At 61.7% G+C, this 17,813-nt stretch carries 18 protein-coding genes; 2 read left to right on the top strand and 16 right to left on the bottom strand.

Annotation, left to right across the window (positions count from 1 at the left end; all coding sequences use genetic code 11):
- Positions 1-7: 7 nt before the first annotated feature.
- From LB519_RS27530 to LB519_RS27505, 6 genes are read right to left on the bottom strand one after another with little or no spacing between them, the layout of a single operon-like run.
- Positions 8-940: a hypothetical protein gene (locus tag LB519_RS27530; RefSeq protein WP_063170148.1), complete on the bottom strand. Its 933-nt coding sequence runs from the start codon at positions 938-940 to the stop codon at positions 8-10.
- The gene (locus LB519_RS27525; RefSeq protein ID WP_013533206.1) at positions 933-1,694 is read right to left on the bottom strand and encodes a TIGR04290 family methyltransferase; all 762 of its coding nucleotides are present in this window, start codon (positions 1,692-1,694) and stop codon (positions 933-935) included. The genes LB519_RS27530 and LB519_RS27525 overlap by 8 nt, the downstream gene beginning before the upstream one ends.
- Positions 1,695-1,696: 2 nt before the next feature.
- Positions 1,697-2,500: a sugar phosphate nucleotidyltransferase gene (locus tag LB519_RS27520; protein ID WP_024502357.1), complete on the bottom strand. Its 804-nt coding sequence runs from the start codon at positions 2,498-2,500 to the stop codon at positions 1,697-1,699.
- A complete protein-coding gene (locus LB519_RS27515) occupies positions 2,500-3,600 on the bottom strand; it encodes a glycosyltransferase (protein WP_224621630.1) in 1,101 nt (366 codons plus the stop codon). The genes LB519_RS27520 and LB519_RS27515 overlap by 1 nt, the downstream gene beginning before the upstream one ends.
- 14 nt (positions 3,601-3,614) lie before the next feature.
- The gene (locus tag LB519_RS27510) at positions 3,615-4,211 is read right to left on the bottom strand and encodes a histidine phosphatase family protein (protein ID WP_024502359.1); all 597 of its coding nucleotides are present in this window, start codon (positions 4,209-4,211) and stop codon (positions 3,615-3,617) included.
- Positions 4,208-5,311, bottom strand: a complete 1,104-nt coding sequence (locus tag LB519_RS27505; protein ID WP_013533202.1) for an inositol-3-phosphate synthase — start codon at positions 5,309-5,311, stop codon at positions 4,208-4,210. Before LB519_RS27505 ends, LB519_RS27510 begins: the two co-directional genes overlap by 4 nt.
- A 155-nt stretch (positions 5,312-5,466) precedes the next feature.
- On the opposite strand from LB519_RS27505, the gene LB519_RS27500 reads away from it, so the two are divergent.
- Positions 5,467-7,209: a hypothetical protein gene (locus tag LB519_RS27500; protein WP_224621629.1), complete on the top strand. Its 1,743-nt coding sequence runs from the start codon at positions 5,467-5,469 to the stop codon at positions 7,207-7,209.
- A 10-nt stretch (positions 7,210-7,219) separates the two neighbouring features.
- Here LB519_RS27500 and LB519_RS27495 read toward each other — a convergent pair whose 3' ends face one another.
- From LB519_RS27495 to LB519_RS27455, 9 genes are all read right to left on the bottom strand, one after another.
- Positions 7,220-7,405 (bottom strand): hypothetical protein, encoded by a 186-nt coding sequence (locus LB519_RS27495; protein WP_013533200.1) that lies wholly within the window; start codon positions 7,403-7,405, stop codon positions 7,220-7,222.
- Between the two features lie 93 nt (positions 7,406-7,498).
- Complete coding sequence (locus LB519_RS27490; protein ID WP_064993470.1) at positions 7,499-8,545, bottom strand: UDP-glucuronic acid decarboxylase family protein; 1,047 nt, start codon at positions 8,543-8,545, stop codon at positions 7,499-7,501.
- Positions 8,546-8,568: 23 nt separating this feature from the next.
- Positions 8,569-9,672 carry a glycosyltransferase gene (locus LB519_RS27485; RefSeq protein WP_024502362.1) on the bottom strand — a complete coding sequence of 368 codons (1,104 nt, stop codon included), beginning with the start codon at positions 9,670-9,672 and terminating at the stop codon, positions 8,569-8,571.
- Complete coding sequence (locus tag LB519_RS27480; protein WP_027164021.1) at positions 9,669-10,763, bottom strand: glycosyltransferase; 1,095 nt, start codon at positions 10,761-10,763, stop codon at positions 9,669-9,671. Before LB519_RS27480 ends, LB519_RS27485 begins: the two co-directional genes overlap by 4 nt.
- Positions 10,760-11,890: a glycosyltransferase gene (locus LB519_RS27475; protein ID WP_224621628.1), complete on the bottom strand. Its 1,131-nt coding sequence runs from the start codon at positions 11,888-11,890 to the stop codon at positions 10,760-10,762. The genes LB519_RS27480 and LB519_RS27475 overlap by 4 nt, the downstream gene beginning before the upstream one ends.
- Positions 11,891-11,892: 2 nt before the next feature.
- Entirely contained in the window at positions 11,893-12,993 is a 1,101-nt protein-coding gene (locus LB519_RS27470; RefSeq protein ID WP_063170155.1) for a glycosyltransferase family 4 protein, read from the bottom strand.
- Positions 12,978-14,270, bottom strand: coding sequence for a TIGR04295 family B12-binding domain-containing radical SAM protein (locus LB519_RS27465; protein WP_027164018.1), 1,293 nt, complete (start codon positions 14,268-14,270; stop codon positions 12,978-12,980). The genes LB519_RS27470 and LB519_RS27465 overlap by 16 nt, the downstream gene beginning before the upstream one ends.
- The gene (locus LB519_RS27460) at positions 14,267-15,340 is read right to left on the bottom strand and encodes an NAD-dependent epimerase/dehydratase family protein (RefSeq protein WP_224621627.1); all 1,074 of its coding nucleotides are present in this window, start codon (positions 15,338-15,340) and stop codon (positions 14,267-14,269) included. Before LB519_RS27460 ends, LB519_RS27465 begins: the two co-directional genes overlap by 4 nt.
- Positions 15,337-16,443, bottom strand: coding sequence for an NAD-dependent epimerase/dehydratase family protein (locus LB519_RS27455; protein WP_024502367.1), 1,107 nt, complete (start codon positions 16,441-16,443; stop codon positions 15,337-15,339). The genes LB519_RS27460 and LB519_RS27455 overlap by 4 nt, the downstream gene beginning before the upstream one ends.
- A 205-nt stretch (positions 16,444-16,648) precedes the next feature.
- On the opposite strand from LB519_RS27455, the gene LB519_RS27450 reads away from it, so the two are divergent.
- Complete coding sequence (locus tag LB519_RS27450; protein WP_063170158.1) at positions 16,649-16,921, top strand: hypothetical protein; 273 nt, start codon at positions 16,649-16,651, stop codon at positions 16,919-16,921.
- 102 nt (positions 16,922-17,023) lie between these two features.
- On the opposite strand, the gene LB519_RS27445 is transcribed toward LB519_RS27450, so the two are convergent.
- On the bottom strand, positions 17,024-17,680 hold the full coding sequence (locus tag LB519_RS27445; RefSeq protein WP_082826656.1) for a response regulator: 657 nt from the start codon (positions 17,678-17,680) through the stop codon (positions 17,024-17,026).
- Positions 17,681-17,813 lie beyond the last annotated feature (133 nt).

The following is a 17,813-nucleotide window of genomic DNA, read 5'->3' as shown; positions in this document are numbered from 1 at the left end:
GACGATTTCACGCGGCCGAGGCCCGCCGCGTGGGGAGCGAGGCGGATGTCATGCCAGGCGCATAGCGGCGGATCATGGTTGAGCAGAATTCCGCGAACTCCTCCGGCACCAGTGGCGGGCTGGTGTGGTGGGGCATCATTCCGCGATGCTGAGGTGTGAAGCAGAAGGTGACCGTCACGTCGAAATCGGCGAGTGCTTCCATCTGCCGGTCGAACCAGTCCAGCGCATTCGGCCGAAAACTGTCCGCCCAGGAAAGCCCGGTACGCATATTGGTGACACCCAGCCGCTTCAGCCAGGCGACAGCGTCGTCCAGCCGCGGATCTTCGAAATGAAACCACTGCACCAGTCCCATTGCGGGTGTATAGCGCAGGAATTCCTCCAGCGCGGGCTTTGGCGTGCCGTCCTGGCGCAGCAGCCCCATATGGAAATGACGGTAATAAGAGGAGCCTTCGGCTTCGCGGTGACGCGTCGTTGCTTCCCATTCACGCGGAAGATCGTAGAGGCTGTACCACTGGACGCGTGGTGCATTGCCGAGCAGCAATTCAGCTGTTCGCTTGAGCCCCCAGACCTGGATTTCCTCGGCGCCGAAGGTCGATACGCCGACTTCGCTGACCCAGATGGGAAGGTCGGTGACGGTCGCGATCTCGCCGATCTTCTGCGGCCATTCCTGGATTTGCCACAGGTTCCAGTCGAGCGGAAAGCCGTGCACGGCGACGGCGTCGACATGATCCAGCACGCCGAATTCCTTCATGCGGGTGATGAATCCCGGGTCTATCGGCGAGATGCCACCGAGCACTTTGGTCAAAGCCGGGTTTTCAGATGCGATTGCGTCCGCCGCCAGGATTGCCATCCTGGCGAAGCGGCTCCAGTCGGGGTCGAGCTCGGGATCCCAATGCGATTTGTTGTTGGGCTCGTTCCAGATCATCGCGGCTTCAATCATGGCGCTGTCCTTTCGAGGGGTAGACGGGACCGCCACTGGCCGGGTCGCCTGCGGCCCGGCAGAAATAGACCTCCTGCTCAGGGTGCAGAACGATCTCGAAACCGGCGCTGCGCAGCATCGCTTCGGTGCAGGCTCGATTGGGTATCCACCAGTTGGTCGGGTCGTCGGCATAGCGGTGCTCGATGAAATGGAGCTTGGGAAATTCCGGCCGGTCGAACAGGTCATGCGTCCAGAAATGATAGTTCTCTTCCATCTCGGGAAGATCGGTGCTGCCGCGCTGCATGGACTGGAAGATCATCAGATCACCGGCGACATGCTCACGGATAAGGTCGAGCGCAAGCAACGGGTGGCGCAAGTGATAAAGCACCCCCATGAACAGCACGATATCGAATGTTTCGCGCAGGGCGCCGACGTCGTAGACCGACAGTTTCTGGAATTCGATCTCGCAATTGGCGATCTCGGCGGCAAAGCGGGCCTGCGCCAGATAAGCCTCATCGAAATCAATGCCGAGGACACGGGCAGCACCTCGCCGTTTCATCTCGATGGAATAGAAGCCGGCATTGCAGCCGATATCCAACACCGTCTTGCCTGTCAGATCCGCGGGAATGGCCTCGGCGAATTTGCGCCATTTGATCAGCGGGTAATTGCCGAGAAAATGGTTGGGAGCGGTTTCGACACCGGCCAGTTCCATGTTGTGGAACCATGGGCCGAGAGCATCGATACGGCGGCGGATTTCGGCATGGGAATGCAGCATGGTCAGGCTCCTTCGCCGGGAACGACAGGCACATGCGGGTGTGCTCCACCCACAAGCATGGCGGTTTGGCGTTGTTCGGATGCGACGCCCTCTTCGAGCAGCCGAAGAGCCGTGCGATAGCCGTTGAAGGTGCCGACATCGACGTAGGAGACTCCGGCCCTGACACCGTAGGCTTCACCGCCGGCAGCCAGATAGGCATTGATCAGGGTGCCGATATATTCGTCACGCCGGTCCCGTTCACGCCAGAGTGCAGCGAGTTGGTGCAAGATCCGGCCCGGCATCTTGAACGCCCCCCAGATCCAGTTCGTGGCGGCGTCTTGCCGCTTGACCTGAATTTCCTTCACCCGATCTCCCTCGTCGAGAACCACGGCATCGAAAAATTCCGGGCGGTCCACCGGGAAGAGCAGAAACGATAGGGAACTATCCGGCAGGCAGGAGAAGCCGTCCTCGGGGAACCAGATCGTATCGGGCAAACCAATCAAAACCGTCTCGTCGGGCGCGACGAGAGGCGCTGCCCGAAAAATCGCATCGCAAAGTCCAACAGGGTTGGGCTGCACCACGAACAGAGCCGCAGCGTCACCATAGCCGGCGGCGTAATATTCGAGAATGTCGGATTTGCCCGATCCGATGATGAAACAGATCTTGTCGACGCCGGCGCGCACCATCCGCCGCACCAGGTACTCGCTCACCGCGCAGGGACGCTCCGTCTGTCCATCGATCCGACTGCCTACCGGCAGCAGCTCTTTCGAGAAGCCGAGCGGTTGAATGCGGCTGCCGCGCCCGGCAGCGGGCACAATGCCCAACATCAGACTGCTTCCATCATCGGTTCGCGGGGAGATCTTTGAAAGGCGTCGTTTAGAATGTGGTCCAGCTCCGCCGCGCGCCGGGCAGAAGTGTGTTCATCCAGAACCCGTTCGCGCGCACGGGTTTTGATGGCATCGAGTTCATCTGCCGGCAAGGCGAGCGCCGCGACCACGTCATCGGTGTCGTGGGCCAGCAGGATCTCGCTGCCGGGTTCGAAGAAGCTGCTCAGGCCAGGCCAGGTGTCGGTTATGATCGGCACCCCGCATGCCGCCGCTTCGAACAACCGGCCCGAAGGACACCAGCCTTTTTGCACCATCGCCTCGCGGGTGACATTCAGCGTCAGTCGGGAGGATGAGAAAAACGCCGGATGATCGGCCGGTGGCAGATGCCTGACGAAGAAGATGTTGTCGCCCCACGGGAATTCCTGCGGATACTGTGCGCCGCCGATGATGAAGCGCTGATCCGGTAGACGCGCGGCGGTGCGGACCAGCAGCTTTTCGACGCCGGCCTGGCGATCCGCCGCGTAGGTCCCGAGATAGGACAGATCACCGGCGAATTCGGCCCGCTTCTCTGCCGGCCGGTGTTGGTCGGGATCGACGTGCCCATAGAGCGGCACCACATGGCGCGCACCCAGAACCGTCTTCAGCGCGTCGACCGCCGAGCCGCCGGTGTAACTCAGGACGAGGTCGAAATCGGCAAGACCCTCAGGGCCGAAATAGGGTGGACGCTCACCTTGTTCGATGCGGGCAAGCGTGACCGGAGTGTCCAGATCGTAGAACACACGCAGTCCGCGGCCTGCCTGCTGCGCCAGCCGCGAGGCGTCCACGGCGTCGGGACAATAAGAGGTGACGATAACGACATCCGATTGCTTGACTGTTTGCTCCGCGACCCGGCGGATGTCCTCCCAGTCCGGGTAGAGCACGACGTTGCCGCCGTTCAGGCGATCAAGATCGCGCGCTCCGGCATAGTAGGGCGTGTCGCGTTCGAAGAAGGTAACTGACCAGCCGCGCCGGGCGAGGGCTCGGATCAGTCCCCTCCATAAGGTGGCATGGCCGTTGCCCCATGAAGACGTGACGGTAAGACCGAAAATGACCATCTGCATCCGGCAAATCCTCGTCAGGCAACTTCGTTCAATCGGATCAGCTTCGCCCCCCAGTCCCCCGACACGATCGTCGTGATCGAAGCGGGATCGATGTCGAAGCGAAAGCAGTCGCCGGCCGGCAAGCCAAGGACCTTGCAGACGGCGGCCTTGATCACATCGGCGTGGCTGACCAGGGCGACACACTGATTCTGATGCTTCTCGTGGACAGCATTCATCACCGCGACGACGCGCTGCTGGACATCGTGCATGGTCTCGCCACTCGGTGTCCTTGCCACTTGCCGCTGATCATTCCAGGCTCGCCAGCTGGCGTCGCCATTCAGCTCATCGAAAGTCTTTCCCGACCAGTCGCCGAAGTCGATCTCGTCAAGTTCGGCGCAGATCGCGATTTCTCCGACACCGCAGGCGAGCGCAACTGGCAGCGCCGTCTCTCGGGTACGCTCGCGCGGGCTGCACAAGATCGCGACGATGGGCTCCCGGGCCATGCGGCAGCCAAGCTGCGTTGCCTGCGCCTTACCGGCATCGCCGAGGCAAACGCCGTCCATACGGCCTGCCAGATAGGAGCCGACATTTTCGTGTGCCGCATGGCGGATCAGAAAGAAGGTCGTCGTCATTCTGCCGCATCGAGCAAAGGCTCGTCCTTGCCTGCGATAAAAGCGAGCGTGCGCTGCCGCGCTTCGGCGTCGGTGAACTGTTCGGGAGGCGACTTCATGAAATAGCTGCAGGGACCGGTCAGCGCGCCGGCTATGCCGCGATCGAGCGCCAGCTTGGCGCAGCGTACCGCATCGATCACCACGCCGGCCGAGTTGGGCGAATCCCAGACCTCCAGCTTGAGCTCGGCATTGAGCGGCACGCCGCCGAAGGTCGTGCCTTCGACCCTTATATAGGCCCACTTGCGATCGGTGAGCCAAGGCACATGGTCGCTCGGGCCGACATGGATGTTGCCCGGCTCCAGGGGAACATCGAACTGGCTGGCCACGGACTGTGTCTTGGAGATTTTCTTCGATTCCAGCCGCTCGCGTTCCAGCATGTTGAGAAAATCGGTGTTGCCGCCGAAATTCAGTTGATAGGTGCGGTCGATGCGTACGCCGCGTTCACGGAAGAGATTGGCTAGCAACCGATGCACGATGGTCGCGCCGACCTGGCTCTTGATGTCGTCGCCGACCAGCGGCAGCCCGCGCTGCTCAAAGCGCCGTCGCCATTCCGGACGTGAGGCGATAAAGACCGGTATGCAATTGACGAAGGCGCAGCCGGCCTCGAGTGCGCATTCGGCATAGAAGCAGGTCGCCTCCTCGGAACCCACCGGCAGGTAGGAAACCAGCACGTCAGCGCTGCTGTCACGCAGGATCTCGGTGACATTGGCAACCGGCTCGGGAGCTTCTTCAATCTCGTCGCGCAAATATTTGCCGATCCCGTCCAGCGTCGGTCCGCGCTCGACGCGAACGCCGGTTGTCATGGCGTCGGCAAAGCGGAACGTGTTGTTGGGGGCGGCGTAGATCGCTTCCGCGACGTCGAGGCCAACCTTGCTCTTGGCGACATCGAATGCGCAGACAATCTCGATGTCGTCGACATGGTAACCGCCGAGGTCGGCATGCATCAGCCCAGGGATTGGTTCGTTGCTTTTAGCGTGACGATAGAACGAGAGGCCCTGCACCAGGGAGGATGCGCAATTGCCGACCCCAACGATACCAACACGAACCTTTTTCGATCCCACGAAACCGCCACCCTATGTTGTTCAAAGGTAAGTTCCTGGCGCCGAACCATCAGCTTGCCGGAATGTTCCTCCGCCCATCGAAAAATTGCGCGAGACAGCATGGATCGAAGCCGCATCCGATGCGTTCCCGCACGGCAAGCATTGGAAACCGATCGATGATCGTCTACGGCGACCACAAGCGGACGCAGGACGCACAACAGCTTCGCGAAGCAGCAGGCGAAATGGCCGTAAGACTTGATCGGATGTCTCATGGCATCCGACGCCATGCTGCATTGGTCGGACTGTTCATCAGCGTGTCGGAGCTGGTTCAGGCGCTTGCCGACCTCGATTTCGGAACCTGCGGCATCGACATTTTTTCGCCACGGCAACAGCAAGGCGCCAGGCTGCTGGTCGGACTTGCGGCAGAGGTAGCGAAGTCGTGGCGAAGCGGTTTCAACGTTGGCGGTGGCATCGATCCGGGACTTCTCAAGCTGCTGGCCGGGCTCGACTGTCAGGCCGAGGTTCTGACCGGCTCCGCCGAGGGTTATGCGCATTATGCGCTTTATCCCGAAAGCTATTTGGACGCGGCGCAGAAGTCGGGGCTCGATGCGAACACATGCGTAATCGGTGTCCGCAGCATTGGCCTTGGGCTCGCAGCTATGGTGGCGGCCTCGATTGGCGCGCCGGCGCCATTCAGCGTTCGTCCGATCGGCCATCCCTTCCACAGGCACATCAACGCCGATCCGCGGTCGATCACCGCCTGGAAGAACAATCCATCGGCGCGTTTCGCCGTTGTCGACGAGGGTCCCGGCCTGTCCGGCAGTTCGATGCATGCCGTTGTCGTTTGGCTGCGTGAACTGGATGTCGATACGGACCGCATTCACCTGTTTCCCAGCCATTCAGGCGGCCCGGGCAGCGAAGCGTCGCCGGAGGCTCGGGAAACGTGGTCGCGCTGTCCGAAACATGTGGCGACGGCGTTTGAATGCACCTTCTCCGAAAGCTCGAAAATTCCCACGCTGCGCGATTGGGTGGCCGAGGCGGTCGGCAGGCCGGAATTAAACCTGACCGAATCATCTGGTGGCGAGTGGCGGGCCGCCCACTATGCCGACGAAGGACGCTGGCCGCCGAGCCCACGCGGTACCGAGCGGCGTAAATTCCTGGCGTCCGCAGGGCGTGACCGCTGGCTCGTCAAATTCGCCGGCCTCGGCGAAACCGGACTCCGCAAGAAACGAGCCGCGGCGATGTTGCATGAAGCCGGGTTCGGATCGCAAGTTGTCGCGCTTTGCCATGGCTTTCTGGTTGAACGGTGGATTGATGGCAGCACGATGGATCAGGCGCCGCTGCCCAGGGAAAAACTGATCGCGGAGCTCACAAACTACCTAACCTGGCGTGCGCTCAATCTTCGAACTTGCGAACCGGGTGCATCATTACTTGCTCTCGCGGAGATGGCTGTTTCCAATGCGTCGGAAGCCTTGGATGAGAAACGCGCAGCGACGTTGCGCGGTTGGCTCTCGAAACGGACCTCCGCGCATGTGCTGCAGCGCGTCGAAATCGACGGAAAGCTTCAACCGTGGGAGTTTCTCGTTCGTGCAGATGGCACGGTGCTCAAGACAGATGCTGTTGACCACTGCCGGGCACATGATTTGATCGGCTGCCAACCGATTGAATGGGACATTGCCGGCGCCCGCGTCGAGTATGGACTGTCCGACAGCGATGTGAGGACCTTGGTCGAGGGAATGGAACTTGCCATCGACCGTGACCACATCGGCTTTTTCGAACCATGCTATTTGGCATTCCAACTCGGGCTCTGGAGCACGGCTGCGCAATCCGAAAACGGTGGGGAAAAAACAAGGCTGGCCGAGATGGCAGACCGATATAGGATGCCGCTGATACGGTTCCTGGACGAATGCCGGATATGATCGTTTCCGATCAGTCCAGCCTTCGCAGCATGTCTGCTTCCTGCTCGAGAATAGTGGCCACTTCCTCGCGCTGCAGATGCGTCATCATCAGGCTGACGCAGCACTCGAGATAGGTAATCGAGGCGCGCCGCAGATAGGCAGCGGTCTCGCGTTCGGCCATCTGGTCGATATCCCTCGAGGGGCGCTTGGGTTGCATGAGGGTGATCCTCCATATCGGGTCCTCCTGCCAAACCACAAGCCTGGGCGGATGTTCCGCACGATCTCGGGAAAGGTTCGGCGCCATCTCGCATCACGCCGGAAGGTTCTGCAGCCCTCCGGGTGCGGGCCTTGCTCTTTTGGCAAAGCCTGTCATCTGATCGCCGATGCGGCTGCCTTCGAGAGCTGCGAAATAATCGATCGTCAGCTTGAGCCCTTCGTTGAGGGGCACCTTCGGCGTCCAGCCGAGCAGCGCTTTTGCACGCGAAATATCGGGCTGCCTGCGCCGAGGATCGTCTTGCGGCAGCGGTAGAAATTTCAGATCCGATTTGGTACCCGTCATCGCCTTCACCAACGCAGCCAGTCGCACGATGGTGAATTCTCCGGGATTGCCCAGATTGACCGGCTTGCCTGGATTGGGATCGATATCCATCAGGCGCCTCAATCCATCGATCTGATCGGAGACATAGCAGAAGGATCGCGTCTGCAAGCCGTCGCCGAAGATCGTCAGGGGACGTTTCTCGAGCGCCTGCATGATCAGGTTCGAGACGATGCGGCCGTCCGCCGGATCCATTCTCGGACCGTAGGTGTTGAAGATGCGCGCGACGCGCACGTCGGCTTTGCCGGCTCTCAGATAGTCGAAGCAAAGCGTTTCGGCGGTACGTTTGCCCTCATCGTAGCAGGCGCGCGGACCGGTGCAGTTCACATGGCCGACATAATCCTCCCTCTGGGGATGCTGTTCCGGATCGCCATACACTTCGCTCGTCGAGGCCTGTAGCAGCCGCGCGTCATATCGGACAGCGAGTTCGAGCAGGTTGAGCGTTCCAATCACGCAGGTTCGCGTGGTGTGGATAGGGTCGGCCTGGTAACGCGGCGGCGAGGCAGCGCATGCCAGGTTGAAGATACGCTCCACGGGCTCGCCGAGATCCAATGGCCGGCAGATATCCTGCTCGATCAACCGGAAACCCGGATGGTCCATGATCGAGATGATGTTCTCCATGCGCCCAGTCAGAAAATTGTCGGCGCAGATCACGCGCCAGCCGTTGCGGAGCAATGCTTCGCAAAGATGCGAACCGAGGAATCCCGCACCGCCGGCAACAAGCACTGCCTTTGCCCTTCGCGCGTTTCGTGTTTGTCGCATCGCCGTTTTCTCCCGTCTGCTGGTCATGCTGCGCTTCCGATGTCGAAATCGAGGGCCGCCGCCCTTGGCTGTGTCAACGCCGCCACGAATTCGCGGGCCCTGGCTGCACCGGTGTGGGATGCGAGGACACGTTCGCGGGCCCGGCGGGCCATGGCGAGGCGTGTGCGCTCGGACTCGCCGAAGAGGATCTCGACGACATCGTCCGTTTCCCCGGCGGTGTGGATCGCGGAAGCGGGAAAGAAGCTGTCGAGCCCTGGCCAGCGATCGCTGATGATGGGCGTGCCGCAAGCCGCCGCTTCGAACAGGCGCACACTGGGCGACCATCCCGCGGCGATCATGGAACTGCGTGTGACGTTCAGCGTGTAGCGCTGACGGTTGTAGAACGCGGCATGATCGGCGGGCGGCAGATGTTCGATACGTTCGACATTGTCCGGCCAGATGATGTCGGATGGGTATTGCGAACCGGCCACGACGAAACGCCGGTCCCGCATATGCCGTGCGGGCTCGAGCAGCAGCGCGTTCAGCGTTGCCTGCCGGTCGGCACTGTAGGTGCCGAGATAGCCGAGATCCCAGCGGATCGGATCGCCGGTCCGGTGGTGCCGTTCCGGGTCGACCGAGCAGTAGAGCGGTTCGGCGCGGCGCGCGCCGAAGTCCTCCACCAGACGGCCAAGCATCGGCCCGCCGGTGAACGAGAAGTAGACGTCGAAGTAAGGAATCTGCCGCCAGCTCAGATAATCGCAATCGTCGGCTGAAAGCTGCGCCACGGTCACCGGCGTGTCGATGTCGTAAAAGCAGAAGCGCCCTTTGCAAAGTGAAGCGACGATGTCGATGACCACGCGCCCTTCCGGCACAAACGAGCCGATGACGACGATGTCGGCCTGCTCCAGGCACCGGGCGTAGTCGCGTTGCAACTCCGCAGTGGTTTCGTAGTAGCGCAAGGCGCAGAAATCCGGATCGCGCAGATCGCGGTGGTTTGCGTACCACGGCACCTCGCGCTCCAGAAAGGTCACGCGGTGGCCGAGTTCGTGCAGACCTTTCAGCAGGCCTCGAAACGTCGTGGCGTGGCCGTTTCCCCAGGACGAGGACAGCGACAGGCCAAGAAAGACGATGTCCAATTGCTTGGTCATTCCGCTGCCTCCACGGTCCCCTGCTCGAAGTGACGTTTGAAGACTGCATCGGCCACCTCCGCCCGCAACGCGTAGGTGTGATCGGCCAGCACGCGGCAAAGTGCGGCCTGGCCGATTGCCTTTGCCCGACTGGAGGTCAGCGAGCACATGATCTCGGCGACATCGCCGCCGTCGCGCGCCACCAGGATCTCCTCGCCTGGTTTCAGGAACAGTTCCACGCCCAGCCACGCATCGGTGATGAGGCAGGCGCCGGCGCCGGCCGCCTCGAAGACACGCGTGGCCGGTGAAAAACCGTTTACGGCCATGCTGTCGCGGCTGATGTTCAGAACCGCCTTGGGTGTGACGTTGAAGGCATTGTGATCGCGGGTGCCGACGTGACCGAGCCAGCCGACATTGGCGGGAAGCGGCTTGTCCCCCCAGCCCGATCCACCGAGCAGAAAACGCTGTTTCGGCAGCTGGCATGCGGGATCGAGGAAAAACGCTTCGACCCGTGCCTCACGATCCGGCAGCCTGTTGCCAAGGAACGCCAGATCGCAAGCGAAACGCGCATTGCTGGTGACCGGATAATGCGTTTGGGGATCGAGCGCATTGTAGATCGGCACGCATTCGTTCGCCCCCATGGCACGGTAGGCCCATACCACGGGGTCGCCGCCTCCATAGGTCAGCACAAGGTCGATTTCTTGCAGGGCGCTATGGAGCGGATGGTCCGGTTCGTCGCGCAACTGGGCAAGGGTTGCCGGAGCGTCCACGTCCCAGAATACCACCAGCGCGTCGCTGCGGGCGTGGTCGAGAACGGCGCGCAGCAGCGCCTCGTCCTCGAAACCGACGCCACTCGCCTTGACGACGATGTCGGCGCTGGCGGCACGTGCCGCGACCTGCATCAGCGCGTGCTGGGTCGCTTCATAAACGACGACAGTGCACCAGTCAGGCGCCTCGATGTCGCGATTCTTCTGCCGGTCGTAGACGTCGGGTTCATAGAAGGTGATTTCGTAGCCCAATTGGGAAAGCGCCTTCAGCAACCCGCGATAGTAAGTTGCGGCACCGTTCCAGTAGGACGACAAAAGACTCGATCCGTAGAATGCCATCTTCATGCGGCGGCTTCCTTTGCGGTGGTGTTGTTGATGGTATGTTCGGTCGTGCATGCCGTGAGCACGCGGAACAGCTCGTCAACGCGGTGCTGGCAGGTATGCCGGGAGCGAATGGTCTCGAGGCCCGAAGTCACCAGGGAAGCCGCGAAATCCGCATCGGCCAATACCGCCCGCAAGTGTTGGCGCATCTGAGAGCCGTTCTCCGCAAACAGGAAGTCGACGCCGGGCCTGAACAACTGCTCGACATCGGACCAGGGCGCTGAAATCAGCGGAATGCCGCAGGCGAGCGCCTCGAACATCCGGATCGTCGGAATTCCAGGCAATCCCTCACGATAGGGGCGCCGTGGGATGTGAACGGTGACACGATGCGCAGCGAACGCCTTCGGCACATCGGCATTGGCGATCCATCCATCATAGCGCAGTCCGGCGGCGGCCAGGTCCGCAAGTGCGGGCTTGGGATAGCGTACGCCGTGAACAGTGGCCTCGAGACCGAGATCGTGTACTGGCTCGATCAGAAATTCCTTGAGTTCGGCAGTCCGCTCATCGTCGCCCCAGTTTCCAATCCAGACCAGATCGGACATGGGATGGATCTCTGGGTGCGGCTTGAACAGGCGATCGTCCGCGGCTTCATGCCAGGTGAAGACGCGCTTGCCCCAGCCGGCGCGCAGATAGCTCTCGCGCAAGGCCTCGCCAAAGGCGAGGACGCCGTCATAGTGCTCCAACCGTAGCGCCGAGATTGCCTCGGTTGCCGATACGGCCCGGTGATGGGTGTCATGAAACAGAAGGATGAAGTTGCCGCCAGCGGCCCGGGCACGACCGATGCGTGCGACAAGCTCCGGATCCGTCCACTCATGAACGATCACAACGTCGGCCTCGGCGATCCAGGCCTCGTGATCGAACCCGGCATCGTAGGTCACCGGCATCAACTCTGGGAAATCCTTGCGGAAGCGTTCGATGGCGAAGGATCCCTTCTCGGCCAATAGGTTCGAACGGCTCCAGCCGTCGGACGGCTCCAGCGCGACTGCCTGGTGCTGGCGCGCGATCAGATCCCGCATGATACCGCGCAGGAAATGGGCATTGCCATGGTTCCAGTCGGATACGACCGAGTGGGTGTAAAACAAAAAGCGCATGGTCAACGCCCCGCCATAGCCAGGGCCGCCTTGTCGTAGACGCCTCGCATGGCTGCCGCTTGCCTGGCCAGTGTAAACCGGCGGCTCCGTCGCATCGCTGCCTGGCCGAGCTCTCGCCTGAGTTCGGCATCGCTGGAAAGACGATTGAGGCCGGCAGCGAGGTCGTGCGGATTGCGCGCGTCAAAGAACATCGCGGCCCCGTCCCATAGTTCGCGATAGGTTGCGATGTCGGAAAGCACCAGGGGCGTCGCCGACATGGCAGCTTCCAGCGCGGCCAGACCGAATGGCTCATAGATCGACGGCGACACGAAAATGCCGGCGCGCGCCATCAAGGAGCGCACCTCGTGAGACGGCAGTGCTCCCAGAGGAACAGCATAGCTGAAGCTGGTACGCCCGCCGTTCGGACCGTGCATCGAACCGGCGGCAAAGACGGGCCATCGCGTCAGCGACGCGGCCTGGTCGATCACCGCCGCATTCTTCCCCTCGTCCCACCAGCGGGCAGCGGCGAAGACGAGCGGTTGGCGCTTTTCGGCCTTCGGCACCGGACTGGCACTATTTCCCACCACACTCAGACGCGCGATCGGGCCGTAGCAGGTCTCAAGCATGTCGGCGTGGCTGCGGCTCGGCACGATGACTGCGTCGGCCCGATTGAAGCCACGCCTGTTGCGCTCCTTCTGCCAGGCCCACGCGCCATCCACTGCCTGTTTCCTGACGGCGTGGAACCATGTCGTCACGCAGGAATGGGAGACCGCCACGGCTGGGCACGGCGCATCGAATCCCGCCGCCTGCGTCGGCGCGTTGAAATGGACTAGGTCGATGGCGTGGTCGCGCATGGGCGCAAGCAATTCTCGCGGTAGCGCATCCAGGTCGCCGCCGTTGTGGGTCATCCAATCCGGCGGCGTGTTCAACCAGATCAGCGTGGTGAAAGCCTCTGCCTCCGCAGCCTGCTGCCTCGTCGGCTGGGGACCGAGCCCGGCAAGCACCACGCTGTCGCCGCCGTTCACAAGTTCCCTTGCCAGATCAAGCGCATAGCGCCATACGCCGCCCACGGCATCGACGGTCATCAGGATGCGCCACGAGCGCGGCGTCAGTGTCCGCAACATGTCGCCTCCAGTTCCGCCAGCGGCCGGGGCCGCTTCTCCTGGATGTCACTGAATTTCTGGAAGGATGCGAGATAGTGATCATGGGCGCGCTCCCAGGCAAGGTCGTCGGGTTCGCCCCAAAGCTCGCGATAGCTGGGCGAACTCGGATACGGATAAAGCGGAACAGGTTCATTGGCCCATACGCCGTGGTCGATCAGGTGGGTTCGCCAGTGCTCGACCAGGGCGGGATCATCCTCGACCACGCCGATCAGATTGGCTTGAACGAATGGAACGTGACGTCTAGCATCGACGAGCAGCGCGGCAAGTTCCTCGGTGCCCAGCCGGCAGCGCTTGGCCAGCATCGCCCGGCCTTCAACCGTCAGGCTTTCGAGCCCCGCTTCAATGGAGACGCAGCCTGCGGCGCCCAGCAATTCCAGCAGCTCGGGCTTCCACAGATCGATGCGGGTCTGTATGCCGAATTTCACATTGCGATCGACCAAGGCTTCCAGCAGCGCTTTTTGCGGCAGGAAGATTTCGTCGATGAAGTAGATGTAGCCGACACCTTGGGCAATCAGCCGATCGATCTCCGCGACCACCGCTTGGTGGTTTCGACGGCGATAGGCATCACGGAAATCGATCTTGGCGCAGAAGCTGCAATTGTAGGGACAGCCGCGCGATGCCTCGACTTCCGCACCGAACCCGACCTGATTGTCATCGAACCTGTGATGGTGATGCGAATGGGCTGCGATCCAGTCCGCAGGCCATTCGAGGGGTGGATGATCGACAAACGAGCTGGCGTGGACGCCGCCGTTCGAAACCACCCTGGCATCCCGCAGATAAGCGGTTGAGGGCACTGCGCTCCAATCGTCGCGCCGGGCAAGTTGCTCGACGACTTCTTCGCATTCGCCGCGCACGACGATGTCGACGCCGAGCTTGCGCAAGGTTGGCGCCGGCGTGGCCGAGCCGTGCGGCCCGACGGCGACCGTGCGTCCACCGCGCCCGGCGAGAAGGTTGAGGAAATCGGCCGGCACGCGCAATTCCGGCGGTGCGCAGCGCCAGAACAGATAGGTCGGCGCGGTACTGACGACAGTCATTGCCGGGGCGAAATCGGCCACCCGCTCGCAAAGACCGGAATTGTCGAGCTTCTGCAACTGACCATCCAGCATCAGCACCTCATGTCCGGCGGCTTCGAGCAGGGCCTTCGAATAGCCGAGTTCCAGCGGCAGATGTGGTTGGCGGCAGCCGAAATAGATGCTGTCGTCGTAGGTCCAGAATGGGTTTACCAGAGCGATTTTCATGCGACGTACCTCACGGCTTCGGGGTGAGGCTCGAGCCGGTGGCGCTGCAGCCAGTCGGCTAGGTCGCGGACGCCTTCGCGCCATGAAACCTGGGCCATCCAGCCAAGCGCGGTTTTGATCTTGCGGGTGTCGGCGACGAAGAAGGGCTGGTCGCCGGTGCGTTCGCCATCATGGCGGATTGAAAGCTCATGGCCGGTCAGGCCACGGATCTCGCTCAACAGCGTGCGCAGGCTGAGCGCATTTTCCGGGCCGCCGCCAAGATTGAATGCCTGGCCTTTGGTCGTCTCGATGTGGTCGAGTACGGCCCTGTAGGCGGCGACGGCATCGGAAACATGTAGGATATCGCGCACTTGCCTGCCGTCACCGTAAATGGTGATGGGGCGTCCCGTCAGCGCGCTGAGCAGGAAGTGCGCGACCCAGCCCTGGTCCTCGGTTCCGAACTGGCGCGGTCCATAGATGCAGCTCATCCGCAGCACCGCCGTCGGCATGCCGTAGGATTTGGCGTAGTCGAGCACATACTGGTCCGCCGCGCCCTTGGAGCAACCGTAGGGCGTGCAGAAGTCCAGGCCCCGAGCCTCATCGATGCCGTTCGCCTGGATGACGCTGTCGCAAGGCACATAGCGGTCGCCGTCCTCGCGGACCGCGACGTCGGGCAGGCTGCCATAGACCTTGTTGGTGCTGGCGAAGACAACAGGAATACACTCACCGCTCAGTCGCGCCGCCTCCAGTACGTTGAATGTTCCGCGAAGGTTGATGTCGAAATCCTCGCCCGGCTGGACCAGGCTTGTGGTGACGGCGGTTTGCGCGGCCAGATGGAAAATTGCCTTTGAACCCGTCAGAGCCGGCGCCAAGGCGTTGGCGTCCCGCACGTCGATGGTCTCCACCGTGAGGCGACTGGCGTGTTTTTGTGCCAGCCATTCAAGGTTCTGCTGGACGCCCGGACGGCTGAGATTGTCGATCACCAGCACCGGTTCACCATCCGACAACAGGCTGTCGGCGAGGTTCGATCCTATGAAGCCGCTGCCGCCGACGATGGCGACCGGCGCGTCGCGTCGATTGCGTGTGTTCATGACACCAGCCCGCGTTCTTCGAGCTCGCGTTTCATGTCGGCGCCGCGGTCGACGGCGGACGTGTTACGCACCCAGGAAACGAAATCGCCGAGCGAATTCTCCAGTTGCCGCACCGGCTCGAAACCGAGCAGCTCACGGGCCTTGGAAATATCGGCGAAGCAGTTGCGGATATCGCCGGAGCGCGCTTTGCCGAGCAGTTCGGGCGAGCGGTTCGGTGTCCCCATGGCCTCGGCCAGCAATCGTGCGACTTCGCTGATCGCGTAGGCTCGGCCGCTGCCGATGTTGATGACATGACCCTTTGCCTGGCGTTGCTGCAGTGCAAGGCGAAAGGCGCGGGCGACGTCATGCACATGGACGAAATCGCGCTTCTGTTCGCCATCCTCGAAGATCATTGGCCGTTGGCCGTTGGCGAGACGCGAAGCGAAGTTGGCCAGCACGCCGGTATAGGGGTTCGACAATGCCTGGCCGGCGCCGAAGACATTGAACAGGCGCAACGCGACAGCATCGATGCCATAGGCCTCGCCGAAGATCAGCACAGCGCGTTCTTGTGCGTATTTTGTCAGCGCATAGATTGAGGCGAGATCGACCGGCTTTTCTTCGTCCGTCGGCAGCGGCGAGAGGGGGGCTCCCTCTGGCGACAGCGGATTCCATTGCCCGCTTTTGATGTCGCTCGCCTTGCGCCGGGCATTGTCGATGCGCCGGCCGTCTGGCGTTGCATAGAGCCCTTCGCCATAGACGCTCATCGACGAGGCGACGACGATCCGTTCGACCGGGTGCTTGATCAGTGCTTCAAGTAGCGTTGCGGTGCCGAGATCATTGGCGCCGACATAGCGCGCGATCTCGTACATCGATTGTCCGACGCCGACTTCCGCCGCCAGATGAATGACCGCGTCAACACCTTCCAGCGCACTGGCGACCGCCTCCCGGTCTCGGACATCACCTTTGATCAGTTCGGTCCCGGCGGGAAGCGCGACGGCTTCGCCCGCATGCACCTGCTCCAGCAGCGCATCGAGGATGCGAACCGAATAATCCTGCTCGACGAGTTCCTGTGCGACATGCCGGCCGATGAAGCCGCAGCCTCCTGTAACCAATATGCGTTTCACGACGACTCCTCAGACAAGTAACCTCGGCGCCCCGAACTTTTCGGCAAAAGGTTTGTTCCCTTGCTTCAACAAAGTTCCTTTGGCGGACTTCGTTGGGCCGGCATCGCGATCACGGCGCGGTGCTGGAACATTGACGCCCTTGTGCTGTTAGGACGCCCGACAGCCCGCGTGTCCCATGGAGCAACGCCGATCAAAGGAGATTTCAATGTCTCAGTCGCAAACGACCACCGACCACGACGAAATTCGCAAGTGGGCCGAGGAGCGGGACGGCCGGCCGGCAGTGGTACGCACAAAAGGCGAGGGCGGCATCCTGCGGATCGACTTCGGTGAGCCTGAGGAAGCATTCGAGCCCATCGAATGGGACGAGTTCTTCCGGATATTCGACGAGAACGATCTGGCCTTTCTGTATCAGGCCAAGACTGGGGAGGGGAAAGCCAGCCGTTTCAACAAATTCGTCGAGCGCGATCAGAAGGGCTGATGACGCAAGCCAAGCGGCTGATCTGTACGGCCCAGTTGTCGAGATGTGGTCAACAATGACGGCCCCGCGGCTTAGCACTTCAGCCTGAGAGGGAGGGTAAAATTAATGCATCAGGTTTGCGCCGCGGGTTTTCGCCATCTCTCGCATGATGCCGTTGAGCCAGTTTTCAGTGGATTGACCAGGCTGTCTGCGGTCGACATCCCGGATCGCTTGCTCGAGCGTCCTCTCGACGAGCCGATCCGATGCGTCGACGTCTCCCAGCAAAAGGCGCGCCGCAAGTCGCAGTTTGGGCAAAAGCGCGAAGACGTCGTCGGACGGGTCCGGTCCGGGGGGCGCCCGCCCCGATTCCTGCGGGGGAAAGAGTGCGTTGAACACCGCCTGGCTGCCCGAGGATTTCCGCAGATTGCTGGCATAGCGGAGATGGTCGGGAATGGCGATGTCGTCATCGCCACTGAAGAACACGAAGGGGACACCCCGGCGCATCAACTCATCGGCGATTGGAAACACGCGTCGGCCATTGAGATTGACGTCGAGGATTGCAGCTTCGGCCGTCCCGGTGTGTTTGGAAGCCTGTTCGACGGTTGCAGCGGGACCAAGGATTATGGCGCCCATATTGCTGAAAAACCGCGCAAGATCTCCCGCCATCGTCCATTCGTCTTCAACTATCAGAATATGCAGCCCCCGCAGGTCGCGCACGTCGTCATCCTTTCTTGCAACGGAGGTTAGAATGCAGAGGATTTGCTTTCCGAATTCTGTCATCCAAGGCCGCCTGCAACCGCTTCGCAAGCATCAGCATGCGATCCGGGACGGGCCCCGCATCGGAATCTGCTAGCGATCCAGGCGCCCCTGACACCACTGGCGCTCGGAGTTTTATGTCAGCAGAGCGTTTCGT

Source organism: Mesorhizobium sp. AD1-1 (genome assembly GCF_020164655.1).
In the GTDB taxonomy this organism is placed as follows: Bacteria; Pseudomonadota; Alphaproteobacteria; order Rhizobiales; family Rhizobiaceae; genus Mesorhizobium; species Mesorhizobium ciceri.
The sequence above is the reverse complement of the archived record's forward strand: the minus strand, read 5'-3'. Positions and strand labels throughout refer to the sequence as shown.